At 38.2% G+C, this 25134-nt stretch carries 25 protein-coding genes; 8 read left to right on the top strand and 17 right to left on the bottom strand.

Annotated features, from left to right (window positions below; all coding sequences use genetic code 11):
* Positions 1 to 44: 44 nt before the first annotated feature.
* Both AAC851_RS00625 and AAC851_RS00620 read left to right on the top strand, forming a co-directional pair.
* A complete protein-coding gene (locus tag AAC851_RS00625; protein ID WP_004638831.1) occupies positions 45 to 302 on the top strand; it encodes a YjhX family toxin in 258 nt (85 codons plus the stop codon).
* Between the two features lie 64 nt (positions 303 to 366).
* Positions 367 to 873, top strand: a complete 507-nt coding sequence (locus tag AAC851_RS00620; RefSeq protein ID WP_227553867.1) for a GNAT family N-acetyltransferase — start codon at positions 367 to 369, stop codon at positions 871 to 873.
* Between the two features lie 79 nt (positions 874 to 952).
* Here the strand turns inward: AAC851_RS00620 and AAC851_RS00615 are convergent, their stop codons facing one another.
* Positions 953 to 1534 carry a YceI family protein gene (locus AAC851_RS00615; protein ID WP_075315502.1) on the bottom strand — a complete coding sequence of 194 codons (582 nt, stop codon included), beginning with the start codon at positions 1532 to 1534 and terminating at the stop codon, positions 953 to 955.
* 270 nt (positions 1535 to 1804) lie between these two features.
* Here AAC851_RS00615 and AAC851_RS00610 point away from each other — a divergent pair, with 270 nt between their 5' ends.
* Together AAC851_RS00610 and AAC851_RS00605 are read left to right on the top strand one after the other, a co-directional pair.
* Entirely contained in the window at positions 1805 to 2896 is a 1092-nt protein-coding gene (locus tag AAC851_RS00610; protein WP_340600328.1) for an AOC03_06830 family ribosome hibernation factor, read from the top strand.
* A 109-nt stretch (positions 2897 to 3005) separates the two neighbouring features.
* Positions 3006 to 3416: an OsmC family protein gene (locus tag AAC851_RS00605; protein WP_340600327.1), complete on the top strand. Its 411-nt coding sequence runs from the start codon at positions 3006 to 3008 to the stop codon at positions 3414 to 3416.
* 36 nt (positions 3417 to 3452) lie between these two features.
* Here the strand turns inward: AAC851_RS00605 and AAC851_RS00600 are convergent, their stop codons facing one another.
* A complete protein-coding gene (locus AAC851_RS00600; protein ID WP_340600326.1) occupies positions 3453 to 4085 on the bottom strand; it encodes a hypothetical protein in 633 nt (210 codons plus the stop codon).
* A 178-nt stretch (positions 4086 to 4263) separates the two neighbouring features.
* Here AAC851_RS00600 and AAC851_RS00595 point away from each other — a divergent pair.
* Positions 4264 to 5489, top strand: a protein-coding gene (locus AAC851_RS00595; RefSeq protein ID WP_340600325.1) for an IS3 family transposase whose coding sequence is annotated in 2 segments (ribosomal slippage) — positions 4264 to 4603 and positions 4603 to 5489 — 1227 coding nt in all. Because the reading frame shifts where the segments join, the coding sequence is not laid out codon by codon here.
* A gap of 53 nt (positions 5490 to 5542) precedes the next feature.
* Here AAC851_RS00595 and tkt read toward each other — a convergent pair.
* Complete coding sequence (gene tkt, locus AAC851_RS00590) at positions 5543 to 7531, bottom strand: transketolase (protein WP_340600324.1); 1989 nt, start codon at positions 7529 to 7531, stop codon at positions 5543 to 5545.
* 382 nt (positions 7532 to 7913) lie between these two features.
* On the opposite strand from tkt, the gene metK reads away from it, so the two are divergent.
* Positions 7914 to 9080: a methionine adenosyltransferase gene (metK, locus tag AAC851_RS00585; protein ID WP_125503311.1), complete on the top strand. Its 1167-nt coding sequence runs from the start codon at positions 7914 to 7916 to the stop codon at positions 9078 to 9080.
* 71 nt (positions 9081 to 9151) lie between these two features.
* On the opposite strand, the gene AAC851_RS00580 is transcribed toward metK, so the two are convergent.
* Positions 9152 to 9409 carry a hypothetical protein gene (locus tag AAC851_RS00580; protein ID WP_340600323.1) on the bottom strand — a complete coding sequence of 86 codons (258 nt, stop codon included), beginning with the start codon at positions 9407 to 9409 and terminating at the stop codon, positions 9152 to 9154.
* Between the two features lie 240 nt (positions 9410 to 9649).
* On the opposite strand from AAC851_RS00580, the gene AAC851_RS00575 reads away from it, so the two are divergent.
* Both AAC851_RS00575 and AAC851_RS00570 read left to right on the top strand, forming a co-directional pair.
* On the top strand, positions 9650 to 9823 hold the full coding sequence (locus tag AAC851_RS00575; RefSeq protein ID WP_167365849.1) for a hypothetical protein: 174 nt from the start codon (positions 9650 to 9652) through the stop codon (positions 9821 to 9823).
* 84 nt (positions 9824 to 9907) lie between these two features.
* Positions 9908 to 11133, top strand: a protein-coding gene (locus tag AAC851_RS00570) for an IS3 family transposase (protein ID WP_340600322.1) whose coding sequence is annotated in 2 segments (ribosomal slippage) — positions 9908 to 10247 and positions 10247 to 11133 — 1227 coding nt in all. Because the reading frame shifts where the segments join, the coding sequence is not laid out codon by codon here.
* A 49-nt stretch (positions 11134 to 11182) separates the two neighbouring features.
* Here AAC851_RS00570 and ahpF read toward each other — a convergent pair.
* From ahpF to gspL, 13 genes are all read right to left on the bottom strand, one after another.
* Positions 11183 to 12748, bottom strand: coding sequence for an alkyl hydroperoxide reductase subunit F (gene ahpF / locus AAC851_RS00565; RefSeq protein WP_340600321.1), 1566 nt, complete (start codon positions 12746 to 12748; stop codon positions 11183 to 11185).
* A gap of 121 nt (positions 12749 to 12869) precedes the next feature.
* The gene (locus AAC851_RS00560; RefSeq protein ID WP_340600320.1) at positions 12870 to 13790 is read right to left on the bottom strand and encodes a hypothetical protein; all 921 of its coding nucleotides are present in this window, start codon (positions 13788 to 13790) and stop codon (positions 12870 to 12872) included.
* A 26-nt stretch (positions 13791 to 13816) separates the two neighbouring features.
* Positions 13817 to 14947, bottom strand: coding sequence for a toxic anion resistance protein (locus AAC851_RS00555; protein ID WP_004639377.1), 1131 nt, complete (start codon positions 14945 to 14947; stop codon positions 13817 to 13819).
* Positions 14948 to 14959: 12 nt separating this feature from the next.
* A complete protein-coding gene (locus tag AAC851_RS00550; protein ID WP_161421929.1) occupies positions 14960 to 15736 on the bottom strand; it encodes a M3 family oligoendopeptidase in 777 nt (258 codons plus the stop codon).
* A 124-nt stretch (positions 15737 to 15860) separates the two neighbouring features.
* A complete protein-coding gene (locus AAC851_RS00545; protein WP_005090265.1) occupies positions 15861 to 16274 on the bottom strand; it encodes a PaaI family thioesterase in 414 nt (137 codons plus the stop codon).
* Between the two features lie 35 nt (positions 16275 to 16309).
* Positions 16310 to 17293: a fatty acid desaturase family protein gene (locus tag AAC851_RS00540; protein ID WP_005090264.1), complete on the bottom strand. Its 984-nt coding sequence runs from the start codon at positions 17291 to 17293 to the stop codon at positions 16310 to 16312.
* Positions 17294 to 17416: 123 nt separating this feature from the next.
* Positions 17417 to 18214: a PaaX family transcriptional regulator C-terminal domain-containing protein gene (locus tag AAC851_RS00535; RefSeq protein WP_035375233.1), complete on the bottom strand. Its 798-nt coding sequence runs from the start codon at positions 18212 to 18214 to the stop codon at positions 17417 to 17419.
* Positions 18215 to 18231: 17 nt separating this feature from the next.
* Positions 18232 to 20121, bottom strand: coding sequence for a M48 family metalloprotease (locus tag AAC851_RS00530; protein ID WP_171456350.1), 1890 nt, complete (start codon positions 20119 to 20121; stop codon positions 18232 to 18234).
* 94 nt (positions 20122 to 20215) lie between these two features.
* The gene (gene purF, locus AAC851_RS00525) at positions 20216 to 21754 is read right to left on the bottom strand and encodes an amidophosphoribosyltransferase (protein ID WP_005090262.1); all 1539 of its coding nucleotides are present in this window, start codon (positions 21752 to 21754) and stop codon (positions 20216 to 20218) included.
* Positions 21755 to 21794: 40 nt separating this feature from the next.
* Positions 21795 to 22388, bottom strand: a complete 594-nt coding sequence (locus AAC851_RS00520; protein ID WP_004639385.1) for a CvpA family protein — start codon at positions 22386 to 22388, stop codon at positions 21795 to 21797.
* A gap of 1 nt (position 22389) precedes the next feature.
* Positions 22390 to 23397 carry a quinone-dependent dihydroorotate dehydrogenase gene (locus AAC851_RS00515; protein ID WP_004639386.1) on the bottom strand — a complete coding sequence of 336 codons (1008 nt, stop codon included), beginning with the start codon at positions 23395 to 23397 and terminating at the stop codon, positions 22390 to 22392.
* A 118-nt stretch (positions 23398 to 23515) separates the two neighbouring features.
* Positions 23516 to 23995, bottom strand: a complete 480-nt coding sequence (gene gspM, locus AAC851_RS00510) for a type II secretion system protein GspM (RefSeq protein WP_005090261.1) — start codon at positions 23993 to 23995, stop codon at positions 23516 to 23518.
* The gene (gspL, locus tag AAC851_RS00505) at positions 23995 to 25134 is read right to left on the bottom strand and encodes a type II secretion system protein GspL (protein WP_340600319.1); all 1140 of its coding nucleotides are present in this window, start codon (positions 25132 to 25134) and stop codon (positions 23995 to 23997) included. Before gspL ends, gspM begins: the two co-directional genes overlap by 1 nt.

The raw sequence follows: 25134 nt of genomic DNA, 5'->3' as shown, positions 1-25134 counted from the left end.
TAAAAGCTTAACTTTGCTTATGATTACTTACATCTGGATACAACATGAACCTATCTAAGTCCGAACAAAGGACATTACACGTCTTAGCTAAAGGCGGAAAAATCGTAAAACTTCGTAATGACGCTGGTCAAACTATCGCTGTAGAGTGTTACAGCCGAGAAGGTTTCTTGCTGTCTGATTGTAGTCTTGAAACTTTCAATAAGTTAAAAAAGAAGAAACTGATCAAATCACTTAATGGACAGCCCTATCAAATCAATTTACACGGGCTTAGATCAGTGCGCCCACAATTAGACAATCGTTAATATAAAACCTTTGATCGAACAAATTTGTGACATGTTAGATCAAGACACTCAAGAGAAAATGAATATGAATCTAATTATTCGTGATGAAAATCCAACCGATATAAATGCTATTTTTGATTTAACTCGATTAGCTTTTGAACGTGAGGAGTATTCGAGTCATACAGAGCAGTTCATTGTAAATGCATTAAGAGATTCTAACCAACTAACACTTTCACTGGTTGCTGAAAGTGATCATCAGGTTATCGGGCATATTGCATTTTCGCCTGTTCAAATATCAGATGCTACAGCTGGCTGGTATGGTTTAGGGCCTATTTCGGTACTGCCTGATTTTCAGGGTAAAGGTATTGGAGCGAAGTTAATACATGCAGGCCTTGAAGCATTAAAAGATCTAGACGCTTTGGGCTGTGTATTGCTTGGAGATCCTCAATATTATGGTCGATTTGGATTTAAAGCAGATCCAAAGCTGATTTTGGATGGTGTGCCTGCTGAATATTTTCAAGTTTTGCCTTTTTATGATCATACACCAACTGGGAAAGTTACATATTCGGATGCATTCAATGCGACAGAATAATCGAGCTAAGCATTAAAATTTTTCTCCATCAAAAGCAAAAAAGCTCAGGTATTCACCTGAGCTTTTTATTTCCTGAATATTACTTAGCCGCAGTTGCTTCAGTTGTAATATTTACAGTGATCTTGTCACCAACATTCGGTACGTAATTTCCAATACCAAATGCTGAACGATCAAATGAAGTGGTTGCATTAAAACCAATCGCAGGAACTTTTGCCATTGGATGCTCACCCTGTTTATTCAATACCGCATCCAAGACCACAGGCTTGGTCACACCTTTAACAGTCAAATCACCTGTAATTTTGAAGTGCTTTTTATCCTTAGTTTCAACTTTAGTACTCTTAAAAGTGATGTTTGGATATTTTGCTGCATTAAACCAAGCTTCTTCTTGGAATTCTTTGTCCAGTGCAACAACATTTGTATTTACGCTGCTAACTGGGATCGTCACATTTACTGAAGAATTTTCTGGTTTTGCATTATCAACTTTAATTACACCTTGAATATCAGTGAAATTTGCACTTGGTGTAGAAAAACCGAAATGGTTCCAGCTAAAAACAGTCGCTGTGTGAGTTGGATCAATTTTGTAATCAACAGCCTTCGCTTGTACTAGTGTTGAACCTAACACTAAACATACACCTAGAGATAACGTTTTTAATGTGTTCATGGCATCCTCGAATCATTTTTTCAAAATTTCATTGATTGTAGTAGAAAAGTGTAGGAATAAACTGCGGTTGATTTATGACACAGTGTTTTATTTTTGCAACGACTTCTGAGCTATAGAGATAAAAAAATCACAAAAACGACAATAAAGCATAACTTACACAAATTCGCGCTATACAAAACTTATCATTTTTTAACCATGATTATTTACAAACGATGTTATAAAAATTAATCACCTTTAAAAAATTTTAATATTTTCATTAGAGGAAACACCATGAATTTACAACAAGTATTTGATGAACTAAACACAATTCAAGCCAATCCAGCAATCAGCATTTTTGCCCCAACGCATCGTACTTTCCCTGACAATCAACAAGATGCAATTGCATTAAAAAACGCACTCAAGGAATTAGAAACTCGCTTATCTGAAACCCATGATAAGCGTGAGGTTCAGACGCGATTAGAGCAAATTGAGAAAGAGCTTTCGGAGCATGATCACAATTATAATCTCGATACTTTAGCAATCTTCTCAACACCAGAAAGTACTCAAATTTTCAACTTCCCGTTCAAAGTTAAACCACGTGTGATTATTGATCGACATTTCGCAACTCGTGATATTCTTCGAGAATTGAATAGCTCCGTTCATTATTATATGGTGATTGTTTCAAGAACAAATGGACGGTTATTTGAAGTTTTCAATGATCAATTGGTTCATGAGTTTAATGAAGAAGATGAATTACAAAACCTTGAGTTTCCAATAGAAAATACACATCTTTATACAACGAGCTCAAATGATCGCTCAAATGCCACGAAAGAAGAAAACTATATTAAAGAGTTTCTGAATCGTGTTGATAAAAGTGTCCAAGAAATCTATAAACAAAATCCTTTACCAATTATTGTCGTTGGTGATGAACGGACCGTCTCTTTTTATCAACAAGTCTGTGACAATCCAAGCGCAATTGTGGCAACTGTAACTAACAGTGCAAACTTAGAAGCAGAAGCACGCCTGATTATTGAAGAAGCCCAAGAGCAAGTAAATTTATACCGAACCAAACTTCAGGAAGTTGCTCAAACTGAAATCAATCAAGCAAAGAGTCAGAATTTATTGATTGAGGATTTATCATCAATTTACCGTGCTGCAAATGAGGGTCGCCTTGACCAAATCTTTATTAAAAAAGGTTACATACAGCCAGCGAATATTGATTCAGCAACGTCTACTGTTGAACTTGATACTGGTACGACGACGACTGATGATATAGTAGATGATATATTATCGACGGTAATCCATCATGGTGGTAAAGCTCATTTCTTAGATGCTGAGTTTTTAGATCAAAATGCTAACCTATTAGCCAAGGCGCGCTATTAATAAAATACTCAAACTCATTGAAAATAAGGGCTTTAATGTCCTTATTTTCATCCAATAAGCAACACTTTTGAGATATGCTTAATCATTTATACCAACAATAAGGTAAATCATGACTTATTCTGTACAAGCTGAAAGCACTTTGACCCCTTATCGCGTAACACTGACTGATGAATCTGGTCATACATGGCATGCGGATGAGCCTGCTGATAAAGGTGGTCAAGATACAGCACCCAACCCTGTTCAGCTTTTACTTTCTGCTTTAGGTGCTTGCACTACCATTACCTTGGAAATGTACGCTAAACATAAAGGAATTAAACTTGACCACGTTCAAGTTGATTTGAGTTTAAACCCAAATGGTCAACCTGAATCAGGTCATAACAATATCGAGCGTAAAATTGTGCTTAAAGGTGAATTTACTGACGATCAGCACAAACGTTTATTAAAAGTCGCGGAAAGCTGCCCGATTCATAAGTTATTAACGTCAAATATTTCGATTCAGAGTGAATTAAGCATCGGGTAAGCAATATAAATATGGTTTTTATTTTAAAAACCATATTTATAAAAAACTAATATTAAACTGATAATTCAGTTCCTGACATTTGAATTCATTCAATATATTTATAGGAATAACTTGTTTTGCTTCTAAACTTATAACCATATACGTTAAGTCATACCAATTCACTTCACTCTCGTCATCTGGACAGTAGAATACTCCCTGCTTTTCGTCCAGTTTAATATATTTTTCATCAACGCTTCTTAACTCATAACCATACTTATGTATTAGAAGCATGTTAATCATTTCTATAATTTTAGACCTATGTAGTGGAAAAATTTCTGTTTTTTCAAAAGACTGAACAAGCTCTAAGCTTGCCAACTTTAAAGATCGTGTTTCATATTCATCAATACACTCTATCCCAAAGAATCGCCAAGCAGATAAATCTTCTATATCTTTCAAACTCTGAATTAAATTGTCTGTATATTTAAGTAGTTGATACTTACATAAATTTTGTTTTGGATCTTCTGTAAAAAGTATTTCTGTATCAAAACCTATACCGAGATCAGCCATGGTACTTTGTTCAAATAAAGCTTCTCTAAGTTTTAAACGCCAGTCATCACACTCAAAATAATAAGTACGGTTGGCAGCGATTCTACAAATTATTGAAAATAAATGTGGGTATATGTAACTCATAATAATTATAATTCACCTATAGAACAAAAGAATATTTAATAATTTCTTTAACTTTCTATCACTATTGTTTTAAGAAACTCAATTCAATATGTAAAAAAAGCGTCCTTAATCAGGACGCTTTTTTATACTACTTAATGTCCCGTCCTGAAATAAGTTTACCCCTTAAGAGGCTTATTTTATGGAATATGAAAAAGAACAACGAGTTAAACGAACACAACGAGATTATAGTTTTGCCTTTAAAATGCTGATTGTCCATGAGGTAGAAAAAGGGCAAATCACTTATAAACAAGCTCAAGCAAAATATGGTATTCAAGGAAGATCAACTGTGCTTACATGGTTACGTAAGTACGGACAACAAGATTGGACTTCTAAAGCTATGCCTTCCACTTCAAAACGCCAACTCACCCCTCAACAACGCATTCGCCAGTTGGAAAAACAATTAGCCGCAGAAAAGCTAAAAACTGAATTTATCCAAGATGTGATTTATCACATAGACAAAGAATGTGGGAGTGATCTTGGAAAAAAGTATACCGAGCACGTTTCAAAGATTGGCAAGCCCAAAGAAGACTAAATGTCTCACGTTATTGTGAGTGGATAGGAATCACCCGACAGGCTTACTATCAATCAGAAAAACGTGCTCAAATCAAAGCTCGGGAAACCCAGCAAATACTTGAATTGGTTATGGAGTATCGTTATTTGATGCCAAGTATCGGTACGCGTAAACTCTATTGGCTGATCAAACCAAAATTGCTAGAACAAGGACTGAAGTTTGGTCGAGATCAGTTATTTAAGGTATTAAAAGAGAATGATTTATTGATACGCCCTAAACGTCGCTATACCAAAACTACAGATAGCAAACACTGGATGAAGAAACATCCTAATTTATTAAAGGATTATTCTCCAATACGGGCAAATGAAGTCTTTGTTAGTGATATTACCTATGTTGAAAGTGCAGAGGGTGTGCATTATCTATCACTTGTGACAGATGCCTATACCCGACAAATTAAAGGTTATAAGTTATCAAGTGATATGCGGGCAGAGAATGTTGTACAAGCCTTACATATGGCAATGAAGTCTATAAAAGATAGAGCAACAACCCTGATTCATCATTCAGATAGAGGTTCTCAATATTGCTCTGAATTATATCAATCGGCACTACAGCATTACGGTATAAGTCCCTCGATGACAGATGGAGGAGACTGTTACCAAAATGCTTTAGCAGAGCGAATCAATGGCATACTCAAACAGGAGTTCTTAACTACACGATGTAAAACGATGAAGGAGTTAGAACATTTAATTTCGGAATCTATAGTGATTTATAACTACTACAGACCGCATTTAAGTTTAAATATGATTACTCCTAATCAGATGTATGAGAAAGCGAAAACCGAGCTAATTGCTTAACTCGGTTTGAAATGAAATACTGTCAATCTATTTCAGGACGGGACATAATTCAATTAAGCAGTCAGTTCTTTAACCGCAGCAACAACAGCTTCAGTCGTGATACCGAAGAACTGGAACAAGTCTTTTGCTGGTGCAGATTCGCCGTAAGTGGTCATACCGATCACTTTGCCATCTAAACCAACAAATTTCCACCAGTAATCCACATGAGCCGCTTCAACCGCTACACGTGCACGAATATGTGCTGGTAATACAGCTTCACGGTATGCAGCATCTTGCTTCATGAATTCTTCAGCACATGGCATAGACACGACACGCACACCTTCAAGTTGTGCATATGCTTCCATTGCCAATGAAACTTCAGAACCAGTCGCAATGATGATTGCTTTCAACTCACCTTTTTCTTCAGCAAGCACATAACCACCTTTTGCAACGTTTTGAATTTGAGCTTCATTACGTGCTTGGAATGGTAAGTTTTGACGAGAGAAAATGAGTGCTGTCGGACCATCTTTACGCTCAAGCGCAGATTTCCAAGAAACAGCAGCTTCAACGGTGTCACATGGACGCCAAGTATTTAAGTTTGGTGTACCGCGCAATGATGCAATTTGTTCGATTGGTTGATGCGTAGGACCATCTTCACCTAAACCAATTGAGTCATGCGTATAAACATGAATCACGCGTTGCTTCATTAATGCTGACATACGCACTGCATTACGTGCATATTCCATAAACATCAAGAATGTAGCAACGTAAGGAACAAAACCACCGTGTAAAGCTACACCGTTTGCAATTGCCGTCATACCGAATTCACGAACACCATAGTAAACATAGTTGCCCGCTGGATTTTCTTGTACGCCTTGGCAACCTTTCCAAAGTGTTAAGTTAGAACCAGCTAAATCGGCAGAACCACCCAATAATTCAGGAAGTAATGGACCAAATGCTTGCAATGTATTTTGGCTTGCTTTACGTGTCGCAATGGTTTCAGCTTTAGCATTAGCTTCAGCAATGAAAGCATCTGCTTTTTGAGCAAAATCAGCAGGTAAATCACCATTGATGCGACGTAATAATTCAGCCGCTTCAGTTGGATATTTTGCTTGGTATTGAGCAAACAATTCATTCCAAGCGGCTTCAGAAGTTTGACCTTTTGCTTTTGCATCCCAAGCTGCATAAACATCTTCAGGAATTACGAATGCATCTTCGTTCCAGCCCAATGCTTCACGAGTTAAAGCAATCTCATCTTTACCAAGTGGTGCACCGTGGCAATCTTCTTTACCTTGTTTATTCGGTGAACCTAAGCCAATAATCGTTTTACAGATAATGATCGTTGGTTTATTGCTTTCTGCTTTCGCTTCAACAGTTGCTTGGCGAATCGCATCAGCATCATGCCCGTCTACACGAAGTACTTGCCAGCCATAAGCATTAAAGCGCTGTTCAGTATCGTCACTAAACCAACCTTCAACTTCACCGTCAATCGAAATACCATTGTCATCATAGTAAACAACAAGCTTACCAAGACCTAAAGTCCCTGCAAGTGAACATGCTTCATGTGAAATACCTTCCATCAAGCAGCCATCACCTAAGAAACAGTAAGTGAAGTGATCAACAACGTTTAAACCATCTTTGTTAAATTGTGCAGCTAAAGTTTTTTCAGCTAAAGCAAAACCAACTGCATTGGCAATACCCTGACCTAACGGACCAGTTGTCGTTTCAATACCCGGTGCATAGCCTAATTCTGGATGACCAGGAGTTTTAGAGTGTAATTGACGGAATTGTTTTAAATCTTCAATAGACAAATCATATCCCGTCAAATGTAACAACGCATATTGCAACATTGAGCCATGACCATTTGACAATACGAAACGGTCACGGTTTGCCCATTGTGGGTTTGTCGGGTTGTGATTTAAAAATTCACGCCAAACTACGTCAGCGATATCTGCCATCCCCATTGGAGCACCAGGATGCCCTGAGTTTGCTTGTTGCACAGCATCCATAGCCAAGACACGAATTGCATTTGCAATACGACGTTCATTTAAAGGGGTTGTCATAAGTCAGAATCCGATTAAATCAATAAGAAAAGAAGATGAGAAAACATCTTTCAAAAACTGCGACTATTGTCTTAAAAAAACAAGATGGGGTAAAGTGCAATACACGATATTTCTTATATTTTGATCGTTCAAATACAATTCTTTATGTAAATGCTCACAGGATAAACATTTGTTCAAAGGTATTTTTTCAAAAAAGTACATCAGCAATTCAGAAAAACTTTATCAATTAAAGCTTTAATATTAGTTTTTCTGATACACATATCAATAAAAACACAATGAAAATGAAATAAATTCATGCTTTTTGGTCAGCTTATGCTAGTCCTATCCGCCAAGTCGATGTAACATACTCTGTCTTTTTGAAAATACCAATGATAGGACGTTCATGCGCGAGTATGCTGTTTTTACTTCAGAATCTGTAAGCGAAGGTCATCCAGATAAAATGGCTGACCAGATTAGTGATGCGATTTTAGATGCAATCCTAAAAGAAGACCCGTATGCGCGTGTCGCTTGTGAAACATTAGTAAAAACAGGCGCGGTTGTTCTTGCTGGTGAAATCACAACAACTGCAAATGTCGACTTTGAAGCGATTGTACGTCAAACCGTAAATGGTATTGGTTATCACCACTCAGATTTAGGTTTTGATGGTTCAACCTGTGCTGTCATCAATATGATTGGTAAACAATCTCCTGAGATCGCCCAAGGTGTTGATCGTCAAAAGCCAGAAGATCAAGGTGCTGGTGACCAAGGTCTTATGTTTGGTTATGCAAGCCGTGAGACAGATGTACTCATGCCTGCCCCAATCTCTTATGCACACCGTTTAATGGAACGCCAAGCTGAATTACGCCGTTCAGGTGCTCTACCTTGGTTACGTCCAGATGCGAAAAGTCAAGTAACATTTGCTTATGAAAATGGCAGACCTGTGCGCTTAGATGCAGTTGTACTCTCAACTCAACATGACCCCGAAATTTCACAAATTCAACTCAAAGAAGCAGTGATTGAAGAAATTGTTAAACCAATCATTCCTGCTGAGATGTTTCATGCTGGAACTAAATTCCACATCAACCCAACGGGTATGTTTGTGATTGGCGGTCCTGTTGGTGACTGTGGTTTAACTGGTCGTAAAATTATTGTAGATACCTACGGCGGTATGGCACGTCATGGCGGCGGTGCTTTCTCTGGTAAAGATCCATCGAAAGTGGACCGTTCGGCTGCTTATGCTGGCCGTTATGTTGCAAAAAACATTGTTGCAGCTGGTTTAGCTGACAAATGTGAAATCCAAGTAAGTTATGCAATTGGTGTTGCAGAACCGACGTCTATCTCGATCAATACTTTTAATACAGGCAATGTATCAGACGAGTTAATCGTGCAATTGGTTCGTGAACATTTTGACTTACGTCCTTATGGCATTACACGTATGCTAAATCTGATTCAACCGATGTACAAGCAAACAGCAGCTTATGGTCATTTCGGTCGTGAAGGCTCTGATACTGCATTTACATGGGAAAAAACAGATAAAGTTGACATCCTAAAAGATGCCGCAGGATTGTAATCCTCAAATCTTAGAGTAGCTTAAAGCTCACAGTACAAGCTGTGAGCTTTTTTTATTCCTAGTAAAAATATCTAGTTTTTGGGATGTGTATTTTCATGTTTAAAAATTTCAAATAGTGAATTTTTTTGCATGACTTGATCTTCATGGTTCTGCTGAACATAAACATGTACAACTTTGGCAATCACCACCACAACTAAACAAGCAGCAATACAAAACATCCATAAGCCATATGGACTACGAATATGTTGTGAACCGCAATACGGACACTCTTTGTCTGTCGATGCAACAACCTTCTCACAACACGCACAATGATATTGAGATAACATCATTTATCCTCCCACTTCTTATTTTTTATTTTCATTTGGTAGCAGTTTTACGACCATAACTTCATCCTATGAGAAAAAAAATAAGAATTCAATCAAGATTACTCAGATGTAAAATCAAAGTAACAAAATTTTATGACAATTTTATGTGATATTTGACTTGCATACAGAACTGTACTCAATGTGATTACAAAGCAATTGTTTGCTAAAATACTTTTTTAAAACTTGAACACAGGATCAAATCTGATGACCCAACTGATTAACAAAGGCGGATTTCGAGAGCGCGCCAATCGTAGTCGCAGTTACAAACAATCGGAAAATAAAGTGACTACGCTCACAACCAGCCAATACCAACCTCAAATCCCCAAAACCACCTCAGAATCAGAAGAAAAACCACTTAAATCAAAAGATGAGCAATAAAAAGCACACTATTTTGAAGTGTGCTTTGTCGTTTGTTTATATGTCCCGTCCTGAAATAAGTTTACCCCTTAAGAGGCTTATTTTATGGAATATGAAAAAGAACAACGAGTTAAACGAACACAACGAGATTATAGTTTTGCCTTTAAAATGCTGATTGTCCATGAGGTAGAAAAAGGGCAAATCACTTATAAACAAGCTCAAGCAAAATATGGTATTCAAGGAAGATCAACTGTGCTTACATGGTTACGTAAGTACGGACAACAAGATTGGACTTCTAAAGCTATGCCTTCCACTTCAAAACGCCAACTCACCCCTCAACAACGCATTCGCCAGTTGGAAAAACAATTAGCCGCAGAAAAGCTAAAAACTGAATTTATCCAAGATGTGATTTATCACATAGACAAAGAATGTGGGAGTGATCTTGGAAAAAAGTATACCGAGCACGTTTCAAAGATTGGCAAGCCCAAAGAAGACTAAATGTCTCACGTTATTGTGAGTGGATAGGAATCACCCGACAGGCTTACTATCAATCAGAAAAACGTGCTCAAATCAAAGCTCGGGAAACCCAGCAAATACTTGAATTGGTTATGGAGTATCGTTATTTGATGCCAAGTATCGGTACGCGTAAACTCTATTGGCTGATCAAACCAAAATTGCTAGAACAAGGACTGAAGTTTGGTCGAGATCAGTTATTTAAGGTATTAAAAGAGAATGATTTATTGATACGCCCTAAACGTCGCTATACCAAAACTACAGATAGCAAACACTGGATGAAGAAACATCCTAATTTATTAAAGGATTATTCTCCAATACGGGCAAATGAAGTCTTTGTTAGTGATATTACCTATGTTGAAAGTGCAGAGGGTGTGCATTATCTATCACTTGTGACAGATGCCTATACCCGACAAATTAAAGGTTATAAGTTATCAAGTGATATGCGGGCAGAGAATGTTGTACAAGCCTTACATATGGCAATGAAGTCTATAAAAGATAGAGCAACAACTCTGATTCATCATTCAGATAGAGGTTCTCAATATTGCTCTGAATTATATCAATCGGCACTACAGCATTACGGTATAAGTCCCTCGATGACAGATGGAGGAGACTGTTACCAAAATGCTTTAGCAGAGCGAATCAATGGCATACTCAAACAGGAGTTCTTAACTACACGATGTAAAACGATGAAGGAGTTAGACCATTTAATTTCGGAATCTATAGTGATTTATAACTGCTACAGACCGCATTTAAGTTTAAATATGATTACTCCTAATCAGATGTATGAGAAAGCGAAAACCGAGCTAATTGCTTAACTCGGTTTGAAGTGAAATACTGTCAATCTATTTCAGGACGGGACATTTATTAAACACCAGAACGAATCATATAATCAAAAGCAGAGAGCGAAGCTTTCGCGCCTTCACCTGTGGCAATGATGATTTGCTTATAAGGTACCGTAGTACAGTCACCCGCAGCAAAGACACCTTTCACATTGGTTTCGTTGCGATCATTCACCATGATCTCACCACGATTGCTTAATTCAACAGTGCTGTCTTTCAAGAAATCTGTATTCGGTAATAAACCAATTTGAACAAAGATCCCTGCAAGCTCAACCACATGTTCTTGATCTGTAGCACGATCTTTATACTTCAAGCCTGTGACTTGTGAACCATCACCAAGCACTTCAGTACTCAATGCATTCATGATCACTGTTGTATTAGATAAGCTGTTTAACTTATCTTGTAACACTTGATCCGCTCGAAGTTTGGTGTCGAACTCAACCAATGTCACATGCTCAACAATCCCTGCAAGATCAATTGCAGCTTCCACACCTGAGTTACCACCACCAATTACAGCAACACGTTTACCTTTGAACAATGGACCATCACAGTGTGGGCAATAAGCGACACCACGGGTACGATATTCAGCTTCACCCGGTACATTCATCTCTCTCCAACGTGCACCAGTTGAAAGAATAATGGTTTTGGATTCTAGTTTGGCACCATTCTCCAGTTCAACCTCAACCAAGCCCGTTGCTGTTTGATCCGCACCAGTCACTTTGCTCACACGTTGAAGATTCATGATATCGACATCATACTCACGGACATGTGCTTCCATTTCAGCCGCAAACTTTGGACCTTGGGTTTTTTGTACTGAGGTAAAGTTTTCAATATCCATGGTATCCATCACCTGACCACCAAAGCGCTCAGCCACGATACCTGTTTTGATCCCTTTACGTGCTGCATAGATTGCTGCAGTTGCACCCGCAGGACCACCACCAATTACCAAGACATCAAATGCATCTTTAGCATTGATGATTGCAGCATCTTTTTCTGCTGAGTTAGTGTCTAACTTGGCAATGATTTCTTCCAAAGTCATGCGACCTTGACCGATATGTTGCTCATCTTGGAACACCATTGGTACAGCCAGGATTTTGCGTTGCTCCACTTCATCTTGGAAAAACGCACCATCAATCATGGTGGTTGTGGTATTTGGGTTATAGATCGCAATCAAGTTCAAGGCCTGAACCACATCTGGACAGTTATGACAGCTCAATGAAATAAACACATCAAAGTTGGCTTTAAGATTTAAGCCTTTAATTTGATTTAAAACGTCATCAGAAACTTTAGGGGCATAACCTGAGACTTGTAATAAAGCCAAGATCAAAGAAGTAAACTCATGTCCCATTGGTAAACCCGCAAAGAACACACGCGGTTGTTCACCTGCTTTGGCAACACCAAAACTCGGACGGCGAGCATTTGAACCGTCAAAACGCGCCGTAACTTGATCAGACAGCTCAGCAATTTCAGTCACGAGTTCTTTTACTTTCGCAGCTTTATCTGAATCATCTAAAGCAGCTACCAACTCGATTGGACTTTCTAAACGTTCTAAGTAAGCTTTTAATTGAGTTTTAATATTTTGATCTAACATGCAAATCTCCAAATTCTAAGCAGTTCAAGTCGGCTAAATTAATTTCATGGGGCTATAGTACGCAAAAGTTCAGCATAGAGGAAACAGTATGTTTTTATGAGTTCAATCGGTTTTTTGAATTTCAATCAATGCGATGTAGTGTTTGCTCGATACGCTGGCGACGAGTTTTTAAATGCATCGCCAATATAAATAAAAATATGCTTAAACTGATAAAGATAAAGCTCAACACCAATAGCAACAGATTAACAATCTGAGACGTTTTTTCGGCTTTTTGAACACGAGGTTCCAATGATTGGGTTACTGGCGTAACACGTTTTCCATACAGTTGTTGTTGCATTGCCCATAATTGTTCAGGCTTAAAATTATAATCTTTGAACTGAGTTGGATTATTTTTTTCTATATTAATCAGCTGATTGACATAAACATTTGCTGTTTTTCGGTCTACAGGTCGATGCATTAAAGCGACTTGAGCCAGAACATAAGCTTTTTCTGCTGAGGAGACACGAGATTGCTGCAAATCTTGGGCAATCTGACTTTCAATAATATTATTCTTATAACTCATCCACTGTTGATAGGCTTGTTCAGTTTCATCTTTCCAATCATATTGCAGATAGCTCAAAGCTGACCAAAGTAAGATAAAAGCAATGATCCACGCCAGAATACGCTGTGACCAAGCTTGTAAGCGGCGTTGAAAAAAGCCAATTTTTTTTATCCAACTCAGTAACAAGAAAGCACCAATAAAGGAGACTAAAAGCTTTAAAAACAACCAGCCCACCCAAGACAATAAATTAAAAAAATAGTCGACTGGTTGCTTGAATGGAATAAATTCTTGAATGCTATAAGGTAAATCTAAAGCTTGAACATGTAATGAAAGATCAAAGAACCGATAGATAAATTCTTTTTGCAAAAACAAAGAAGCAACCATAACGAGTGCAAATGTAGTAAGGCACACAAACCAAATCGTCAAATGACGCTGTCTCTGTCGCAAACCTGCTAAACGTTGCTCAATCGGTTGAACATTTAAATCATCTATAGGTGACAATGATCTTTCCTTTCATACGAGAAAAATTAGACTTTAGGTGGATTATGCCCACTATTTTCTAAAACCAAATGATTCAAATTTTCTTGCAACACCCGTAATCGCGTTGTTGCTTCTGCACGTTTTTGCATACCCTCTTTTTGGATTTGAATCACATCATTCACAGTATTAATGAGGGTGTTTTGTACATGTTCAAGGGTTTCAACATCAATCACTGAACGTTGATTAGCTTTCGCTGTATCCACAGAATTTTGATGCAATAACTCAGCATTACGGCGTAATAAATCATTGGTCGTATCATCGATTGCTTTCGCCAACTGCACACTATTCTTTTGTTCTTGCAATGAAATTGCCAAACTAATCTGGTTTTTCCAAGCGGGTAGCGTAATATTCTTAATCGCGTAGAACTTATCGACTAACATTAAATTATTCGATTGAATAATACGAATCATCGGTAAAGTCTGCATCGCAGATTGCTGTAGAATCTGTAAATCGCTTACACGTTTTTCAAGATTGTTCGCTAAATGATTTAAATCATAAATTTGCTGGGTCGTCTTTTGATCTTGCTCCAGCGTCGTCAGCGTCGAAATTTGTTGCTGAATATCTTGCTGCTTCAGGTGTCCAGCTGCAATATAGACCCCAAGCTGTTTATATTCCTCTTGAACAGCATCAAACATTTTATCTAGTGTGCCTACACGGGCTTTCAAACCAGACTGAGAGCTTTCAATTTCTTTAACTAATGCATCAATTTGCTCTTTAGTTGTATTAAAGTGCTGATCAAAACTTTGCTTAGCTCCTTTAATTTTACTGAGCAACCCTCCAAAAAAACCTGAGCTTTTGGACTTATTTAAAATACTCGATGTATTCAATTGTTGTGCGACCTGCACCACTTCATTTAATTTTTGTCCTGTGGCATCCAAATCCTTGTTTTGCACAAGATTAAGCAACTCATCCGTATAAGTGGAAGTTTTAGTCGCTATATTTTTGCCATATTCAGCCACAACAGTAGTATTGATCTCAGCAAGCTCTTTGTGTGCATTCATCACTTCAGCAAGATCTTGCGGTTGTAAGCCTAATTCTTTTAAATTTAGTCGTTCAAATCGTTGTTCTGGTTTTTCCACCAGCTCATTCGATGACTGTATCAATTCTGAATTTGACATGATGTCCCCTCTTTATTTCTGTAATGACTTTTTGAGATTTTGGATTAAATTTTCTCTGCTCTTATCTAGCTGTTCAAGCACTGCCGATGAGTTTGATTCACGACTTTGCTTTAAATGGTATTGCCAAGCAGGGATTAAAACTTGCTGTGCTTCTTTAAAACGATCTAATAGACTAAAAGATAAATGTTGAGACAATTGCATTTGTTTTATTGCGATATCATTACTGGTTTGTAGCGTTTGCAAAGTATTATTTTTTTTTGAAAGGCGTTCTACAAAATGATCCAAGCTCTGAGGTTTACTAAACTCTGGATATTCGTTTAGAAACTCTTCTGCCGCGACAATATAAACCGCCATCTGCTCTCTCAATCCTAATACCTGCTGCAATCTCGCTTGAGACTTTTGGATTTCGATCTGCAATTTTTGGCTTAAATGATTGGCTTGTTGTATTAGCTGATCTAGATCTTTAAGGTATTTGACCTGACCCGCATCATATTCAATATCAATTCCCAACCATTTTTGTATTGCGTTAAAACGTCGTCCACCCAAATATTTTTTAGATTGCGATAACTGAGTAATGATTTGTGTAATCACTTCACTCAACTGCTGGTTTAATTTAGGATCAACCCCATTTAATAACACACTTTGAGCTTGCACCAAATGATCAGCATAATGATTCAAATGATGAGGATCATTAAATAAAGGCAGTAAATCATTACGCTTGATTGCCAAGATACGTTCTGGGTCTACTTCAATTTGCGATAATGGTATGAGGTCTAGCGAAGTGGTCATGTTTACCGAATAATGTCAGAACAAATAAATTTGAACATCCTTAGTTTTAGCATGTTCTGACTCATCCGCATACTATAATGTTGTTATGTTTTTAGATATTTCATATTGTTAGCCATAAATGTGGTTAGGGTTTGTTTGGAAGTGCATAAGTCCCAATCACATGCGCTACTGGTTCTTCCTCTTCTCCTGAATATATCCAAACCTCACCTGTAACTAATGTTTTTCCCACTTTAATCAGTTTACAAACGGCTCGTATATTCTGACCTGCTTTGGGTTTTCGAAAAAAATTTATGGTCATATTGGTTGTGACAGCCATCGCGACCAAGCCCATATGTCCCATGATAGCGACATATAAAACGAAATCTGCTACCAACATTAAGGTTGGACCTGAAACAGTCTGACCAGGACGTAAATCATCCTGATCGACTTGATAGTTCAACTCAGCGCCCTTATCCGTAATCGCTTCAATAGTGCATTTTCTAAGTGCTTGTGGAAATTCTTGAGCTAAAAACTCAATAATTTCTTGCTTACTCGCCATCTTGTAACCCTCAACCCAAATCTTTGGTTTTCGACTTAATCTTCTTTTTTAGAAAGCTCATCCAATACTTGCCAATATGTCGGTGGTTCAGATACATGTCCTCGCTCACGCAACATTTGATGCATTTTAGGCAATTTAAAATAAGGTACTGCTGCCATCAAATGGTGTTCTTTATGATAATTGACATGAATCGGTGCAACCAAAGCTCGTGCAATATAACCTGCTTGAGTCGTACGAGTATTCATCAAAGCACTCTTGCTACTTGGCATCCCTGCATGCTCGGCCATAGAGCGTACACGCAAGAATAATGGAAACGGTGTTAGATATGCGAGTATCCATAGCCCGTATAATTTAGGATGACCTGCTGCCCATAACGCTGAAAATAAAGCTGCGTTCGTGATGATCGCTCCACCACTATTCTTAAAAAAAGCTTTCGGATAATCTGACCAATGCCTGCCTTCTTGTGAAATCCAACGACGATCATTCGAAACCGTCCACTCCATTTTTTCAATATCCATCAGAACTCGTCCGACTGCAAACTTGAATCCAGTAATACCAGCAAGGTCGCGTGCAAACTTACGCATCAAGGATTTTTTTGAGGTTGGAAAGCCAGCGACCAACGATAAATCGGGATCATCTTTTGTCGAAGTTTTACTATGATGACGCATGTGATGAGCACGGTACTTATGCAAATCATTCCAGATCGGACGTGCACATAACCAATCCGTTAAAGTGTCATTCAACCATTTTGTTTTAAATAAACTCTGATGTGAAGCATCATGCATAATAATGGCAAGTGCTAACTGACGCCCAGCCAAAACTGCTAAGGCGGCAATACACAACAATAACTTCCCCCAATTTGGTAAATATTCCCAAGAACTTGCAACAACAGCAAAGGTACCACCAATTACGGCCCAAGTTGAAAAAACAGCCCAACTACCATGCAAATCTGATTTGCTGGTCAAATCAGTGATTTCATCACGGCTAAATAAATCACTAATCGCGACTTGTGTATTCATATTCCCATCCGTCCTTCACATCTTATTTTTGTATTTACATAAATATTAATTTTATTTTAAACCATGCAATATTTCTGTCAATAAATTAAAAATAGATTTATTGTAATATTTTTAGATAAAAAATTAAGCTGTATTTAGCTCATAAAACTTTGCCCAAAGCGCCAAGCCTGTTTGGTCAAGTTGTTGTACACTTGCTGCAAATTGATTACGACCAGCCACATCCACAAAATCTTCTGGTAATAAAGGGTCATTCATCAATAAAGAAATTGTTTGGCGGCCTAACAATAAAGACTCTTTGGTTGCTTCTTCCAAATCTAATTGCTGCACATTGAGCAACCACTCCTGAATCATTTGACTATATTTTTTATAATTCTGATTTAAGATTTCAGTGGGCCACAAGCTTGGGATACTCGATGCTGTATGCGCATCAAAGTGATTGATTTGGCAGACTCTTGCATTTTCCTCCAGACCAGAGTTTCTGAGTTCGATGATCAAATCATCAAATTCAATCGCCAAGTTATCAGGACGGATAAAAATCCCTTGTTCCAGTTCCTTAAAGCCGAAATGTTTCAGAACACGTTCACGACGATGTAGTGCCGTCCGATCAACACGCCCAAGCCCACCGGTAAAAACCGCAAGATATTGATGATTCCAAACTTTAGTGTGCTTAATACCACGTTTTCGATTCAACATGACATCAGCCCACTCATGAGATCGATGTGTAAATTGATACACACCACGCTCGATAGCTTCAATCACACCCTCGCTAGACAAACGAGTTACCGCCACTCGAATACTATTTTCACTAATCTCAAACAGTTTTGCGGCGATAATAATCTGTTTGATTGAAATTGCTCGTCCTTGTGAACCTAAAAGTAAATCGACAATCAAATCACGGGCATTCATTTTTATTAATATCATGTTTTCCATATAATCAACTAAATAATCATTAAACTATTTTTCTTAAGCATTTGCTCAACGACTTCTTGTGTGTCAAAACCTAAACGCCAATATAACAACTCCAAAACATCAAGTTCATCTTGAGTAATAATTCGATCACTCCATAAGCAGCGCTCTGCGATTGAAAGAATATTCAGACGATCACGTAGCAACAGCCCAGACACGTCATTCAATATCTCAGCTAAATCTAAAGGCTCATCTGAAATATCAGCATAAATCTGCATTTCATCGTCAGTTAAGATAAATCTTAAAATACGCTCGCGGACTTCTAACTGATTAGGGCTATTAATTTGCTGCACATGCAATAAAGCATCGATCAAATGAACAATCTGAGACTTTACTTCCTCAAATGATGTAGGTAAATGAGCAGGCATCAAATTCAATTCATGCTTCACTTTTTCCAACAACAAAGCATCCAATAGACCAACCTCACCATCGGCCTGAATAATATTGGCTAGTTTGGTTAAAAACTGACGTGCAATACTCGCTGGCATATGCCCAATGTTCTTACAAGCATCGTGGAAAATCTGCACATGAATACGACCATCAAGATGAAGTAATGCACCGACAATCGCATGGCTTACAGGTGCATCTTGTGGAATAAATTCACGATATTGACGAATCATTAAAATCGCAACCATAACTTCACGAGAGCCTGTCGCTGTTTGCATGGCTCTTTGAATCAGTTCAGGACGCTTCTTATTTTTTCGCAGCTCAGGATTTAACGGTTTAATCGCATCATTTAAAGCAAAGCTGATCGGAGACAAACGCAACAATGGTAATGGCTGAGGAGAGCTCCAAGGTGTTGTCGCATCTGCTATTTCCTCCTCTAATGAGCGAAATAAACTAAACAGTGGACGACTACGTAACTTTCGTAAATTTTCTAATTGTAAGTCCTGTAGCAAAGTAGGATTTAACTCATAAATACGGTCTTTAATACTAGGATGAATATTCATCCAGCTTTGAGGGCTAAGAGAGTTCGCAAAACACATATGTGAAATAGATTCAGAATATGCACTATGGATCTGAGAACCCGAGTGATGCACATAGATACGTAATAACGTCTGAATATTGGCATTGTTATTCATTAAATGCATTGTCTTCAAATCATTACGGAAAGTACGACCACTCAGGGTTAGATATTTAATAAAACGTGTAATTAGTATCCCTAAACTGCCGATTAGCCAAATCACGCCTCCAATTGCCACAAAGATTGTCTCGAATTTATTGCGACGATTCGTTGCATAGGGATTATAGCCAGCTTGGGCTAATTTACTTCCCCATTGGCTAAAAGTAGTTAAGCCGCTATATAAGATTTTGAGTTTGGTATTTTCTACCGCTTCACCTGATAAGATTTGATTGAACTCGTAACTTAACAAACCATAAAGTTCTAACTCATCAAGATTCTGCAAAGCTCCCCAAGTCAAAATAATCACAATATCTTGAGACTTGAAGCCTGCTGTTAAAGCATTTACGCCAACTTCATCAGGCAGAACATAAACTGCAGGCGTTTCTATTGCAAAACTTTTTGCGACTTGTTCAGCAACTTTTAAGGCTGTACTTTCTTCAGGTGTACTTTCCTCATAAACCAAACGGCGGGCTTTTAATTGCTTAGCAAGAGAATGACCGCCTTCACGTAACACATAGAATTCAGCCCCAACGGACCAAACCAGCACAAGAAACAATAGCGCAATAAAATATGGGCTAAGGACATGCCACCAAATTTGCTGTGTATAATCAAAAAAATGAACCACTAAACCTAAGATTAAATTGAGAATAAAAACTGTCAACAGCATCGCAAGCCAACAAAAACTCATTGACCATGCGATGCTTTTATTTTCAATTAAATAATGGCTCATTTCTTTCAATGTAAATTTTCCTGATTACATTGTTTATAGGTAAATTCAACATCTATCATAAAATAAAAAAGCGGGAATTTCCCGCTTTTCTAAACATAACAAATTATGCTTCTCGAATACCTGTTAAATCAACGGAAGCTGCATCAATATTCACATCAATATAGCCATCTGCATTTTTCTTGGCTGTATCATTACGCTTTTGCTCAAGATCTGTCAGATATTGTTGATTAATACCACCTGCAACATACACACCATCAAAAACAGAGCAATCAAACTCTCTTAAGTCTGGTACTTTGCTGGTACGCACTGCATTTTTCAAATCTTCTAAATCTTGGAAGATTAAGCGGTCAGCACCAATAATTTCACGAATTTCTTCTACACTACGCTCAGAAGCAATTAATTCTGATTTAGCTGGCATATCGATACCATACACGTTTGGATATTTCACCATAGGTGCAGCAGAGGCAAAGAATACTTTCTTCGCACCAGAATCACGTGCCATTTGAATGATCTCATTACACGTTGTACCACGTACAATTGAGTCATCCACCAATAAAACATTCTTGTCTTTAAACTCAAGTTCAACTGGGTTTAATTTTTGACGTACAGATTTTTTACGCTGTTGTTGACCTGGCATAATAAAGGTACGACCGATATAGCGGTTTTTCATAAAACCTTCACGGAATTTTACCCCAAGAATATTAGCCAACTCTAAAGCAGACGTACGACTCGTATCAGGAATAGGAATCACAACATCAATGTCATGCTCTTCACCCCATTCTTTGAGGATTTTATAAGCAAGCTTTTCACCCATTTTTAAACGAGCTTTATAAACTGAAATCCCGTCAATTGTTGCATCTGGACGAGCAAAATAAACGTATTCAAAAATACATGGACGGTATTCTGGATTTACTGCGCATTGCTTCGAGAATAACTGACCTTCGCTATCAATAAAGATTGCTTCACCTGGTGCAATATCACGTTCAATTTTAAAACCAAGTGCAGTAATCGCAACCGATTCAGACGCAATGATATACTCTGTACCTTGCTCAGTCTCACGTGAACCATAGATCAATGGACGAATACCATTTGGATCACGGAAGCCAACCAAGCCATGCCCAGTGATCATAGCGACTACACCATAAGCACCTTTGCAACGTTCATGTACACGCGAAACGGTATGAAAAATATCTTCTGGCGTTGGATTTAATGTACCAATTTTCTGCAACTCATGCGCAAATACATTGAGTAAAACTTCAGAATCAGAATCGGTATTCATGTGACGTAAGTCTGTTTTGAACAGGTCATCATGAATTTCTATCGCATTAGTCAAGTTACCATTATGCGCCAAGGTAATACCGTATGGAGAGTTCACATAGAACGGTTGTGCTTCAGCACTGCTTGATGAACCCGCTGTTGGATAACGCACATGACCGATTCCATAATTTCCCAGTAATGCGCGCATGTGACGGGTATGGAATACATCACGCACCATTCCATTATCTTTTCGGAGAAATAATCGCCCTTGATGGCAAGTCACGATCCCCGCTGCATCTTGTCCTCGATGTTGCAACATCGTTAAAGCATCAAATAACATTTGGTTTACTGGCGATTTACCGGCAATCCCAACAACTCCACACATAGCAACCTCGCGACAAGCTAGGAACAGGGTTTAACCCCGATTAATAAAACGGATTTTTGGTTGAATGATCAGAACGTTCATTGACTAATACCCGCTCCGATTCATTGATTTTGCTTGAAGGACGGTGTAATAACGCACCTTCAGATGTCATTTGATGTAATGCTTCATTGGCAGCATCTTTCGATAACTCAGTTGCCAAAGGTGCATAAGGCAGTAAAACTTGTACAAATTTAGATTGTTTCCAGTGCGGTGAACTCTCAACCCAAGGACCTAAACCCTGCATGGTAATGAGGACAATTAATAATCCTTTTAAAGAACCAAAAGCACCGCCTGCTAAACGATTTAATGGGCCCAATTTCAGACTTTTCAAGAGCCCATTCAAAAATGCAGAAACAATCCATGTACACACAACAATGATCAAAACAATAAAAGCAAAAGCTGCAATTTTTTGCACGACTGGATCTTGACTCAAACCAGCCATTGCAGGTGCGAACACCACAGCGTATTTTGCCCCAACGATCAATGCGAATATCCATCCGATCAAGTTCGCAAAGGCTTTTATAAATCCTTGACGCAAACCGTTCAGCCCTCCAATGAGCAAGATGATCAGAATAATGATATCAAGCGTGTTCATTTCACACAGTCATCGCACTAACACAATCTTTTACAAGTTTTGGGCCTGTATAAATTAAGCCACTATATACTTGTACTAAACTAGCACCAGCAAGTTGTTTGGCAACAGCCTCTTCGCCAGACAAGATACCACCAACACCAATCAGTGGGATTTTGCCTTTTAGAATTTTTGAAAACTGTCGTAAACATTCAGTGCTTTTCGCAAAGACTGGCGCGCCAGATAAACCACCTGCCTCATCGCCATGTGCTAAGTTTTCAACACCCTCACGTCCCAAAGTTGTGTTAGTCACAATCAAACCGTCAATTTTAAAACTCAATAATTGATTCGCGATAAACTGAATATCTTCTGTCGTTAAATCTGGTGCAACTTTTAATACTAATGGCACATAATGATTGTATTGTTGCGAAAGTTCTAACTGACGATCTTTTAAAGTCTGTAACAACTCAGTTAATGCATCACCACTTTGTAAGCTACGGAGATTTTTAGTATTTGGTGAGGAAATATTGACTGTAATGTATGAAGCGTAGTTATAAACTTTTTCTAAGCAAATCAAATAATCTGAAACGGCATCTTCTACAGGTGTATCGGCATTTTTACCAATATTAATACCAAGAATTCCCTTAAATTTTGAAGCTTTGACATTTTCAACCAGTTGATCAACACCCTCATTATTGAATCCCATACGATTAATAATTGCTTTCGCTTCAGGAATACGGAATAAGCGAGGTTGTGGATTGCCAGCTTGTGGGCGTGGTGTGATTGTACCAATTTCAATAAACCCAAAACCTAATGCTGCTAAGGCATCAATGTGCGCGCCATTTTTATCCAAACCTGCTGCAAGACCGACAGGATTAGGAAATTGAATCCCCATACATGTCACAGGTTTTGTTTCGACTTTTTGATGCATTAGACCCAATTTATGCGCTTTATCCAGCATAGAAAGTGTGACTTCGTGCGCACGTTCAGGTGCTAAAGTAAACAACAAAGGGCGAGCCAATGAATATAACATACCAATCACAGTCTACTGATTTTCAAGTAACCATATTATAGGCATAGGCTCGTGAAAACACCATGCTTGGCATGGAGTTATTTTAAAGTCTGCTGACATTTCAACCATAGATTATGATTTATTGAACTGTTGCCGTTAATTTGATCTGATTATTGTTAGAAACCATGTCCATTTTTACAATGCTTAACCCCATTTGAGATAATTGCATAAGGAAATTGGCCAATACGGCATAGTTCCGATGTTCTGCAACCAGTTGCAGTTGTTCACCATTTTGCTGTGATGAAACAGCAACTCCCTGTTGTTGTGCCGCGCGCTGGATTTTGTCTGCCGCAGAAAGCTCAAGATCATTCGCAGGCTTCATCGTTGCAGCATTGCTTTGCATCCATACGGTTAAATCTTTTAACTCATTTAGACGCTTTTGCTGCTGGTTTGCCTTGCTATGCATTTGCCAAAGCGCAGTTCCAATCATCACGACAACCACAAAAATAGTAGTGAATATAACCATCACTCTTTCACGTGGTGATAATCTTTGTAAATATTGATCAATCAGTTCTACTTTCTGATCCACAAAGTTTTGTAATTGTGTAAGTGCTTTCATTATTTTACTTTTACCGTCCCGATAGCACCCACACTATCTGCTTGTACATTCCCCAATTCTGCTTGGAAACCTTGTTGATTTAATTGCTGCACCAATGTTTGTAAGTCATTGGCTGCATTTGCCTTTAATGCCATTGATAAAACAGCAGCATCAAAACTCACTTGCTGAGCAACAATTCTGTTTTGCATCAAAATTGGTCCAACTCGACTTAATAATGATAGTGCTTGCGCATCCCCTTGTTTGCTCATTCGCAACTGACTTTCAAATTGGCTTTTAATATTTTGCTCAGTCACACGACTATTTTCACCAAACCAAGATTTATACTGATCCACTGCTTGTAATGCAGTTTGATCAGCAACACGCTTCAATTTCGACCAACGCAATGCATCATAACTTAACTGTACAACGATCACTGCCATGAAGACAATTGCAGCGGCTTTCCAGTAACCTGACCACTTTACATTTGAGTTTTTTGCCTTAGGGAATACATTAAAAGGATGTTGCTTAGCACGAATCGGTTGAACGAACTGATAGCTAAATTCGGTACGATGGTCACGATCCGAAACATTTGCCAAATGATCGAGCTGATCTGCATTTAAATTAGCAAATTGATAATTCATTTCTGATGGCTGAAACTCTAAAAATAGCGCGAGATCATCCACAGAGTTGCCTATATATGCGCCTTCTCGAACCAACAAGTGCTCATACAAGTTAACCATCACTACTTGATCTATTTCAGGTTCTGGTAAAATCAAGAAATCTGGTAAGAATGCAACAATTTCAATAGGTAGCAAACTCAACGCATGTTGCCATGTTTCTACAGCCGATTGTGCTACCCCAAGAATACTCAATTGATCATTATGAAAGTGATGAACAACCTTCATCTGATCAATAGGTAAGGTCACGTATTCTTCTAATAAATATTTGACACCATCATAACCCAATTGCTTATAGTGCATCTTGGTCATTGTTTGTTGCAATATTTGTGCATTACAGCTAGGAAAATAGACAACCGCCTCTTTCCCATGGTACGCCTGTAAATCTTGAATTAATTGTTCAAGACTACTCGCCTGCACCCAATTTTCCCCAGTCGACCAATACCATGTTCCATTGGTTTCGGGCATCCATATATACAACAT

It is taken from the genome of Acinetobacter sp. HZNU-JH01 (assembly GCF_037996845.1).
GTDB lineage: Bacteria > Pseudomonadota > Gammaproteobacteria > Pseudomonadales > Moraxellaceae > Acinetobacter > Acinetobacter haemolyticus.
Note: the sequence above shows the minus strand (reverse complement) of the source record. Positions and strands in the feature narration are given on the sequence as shown.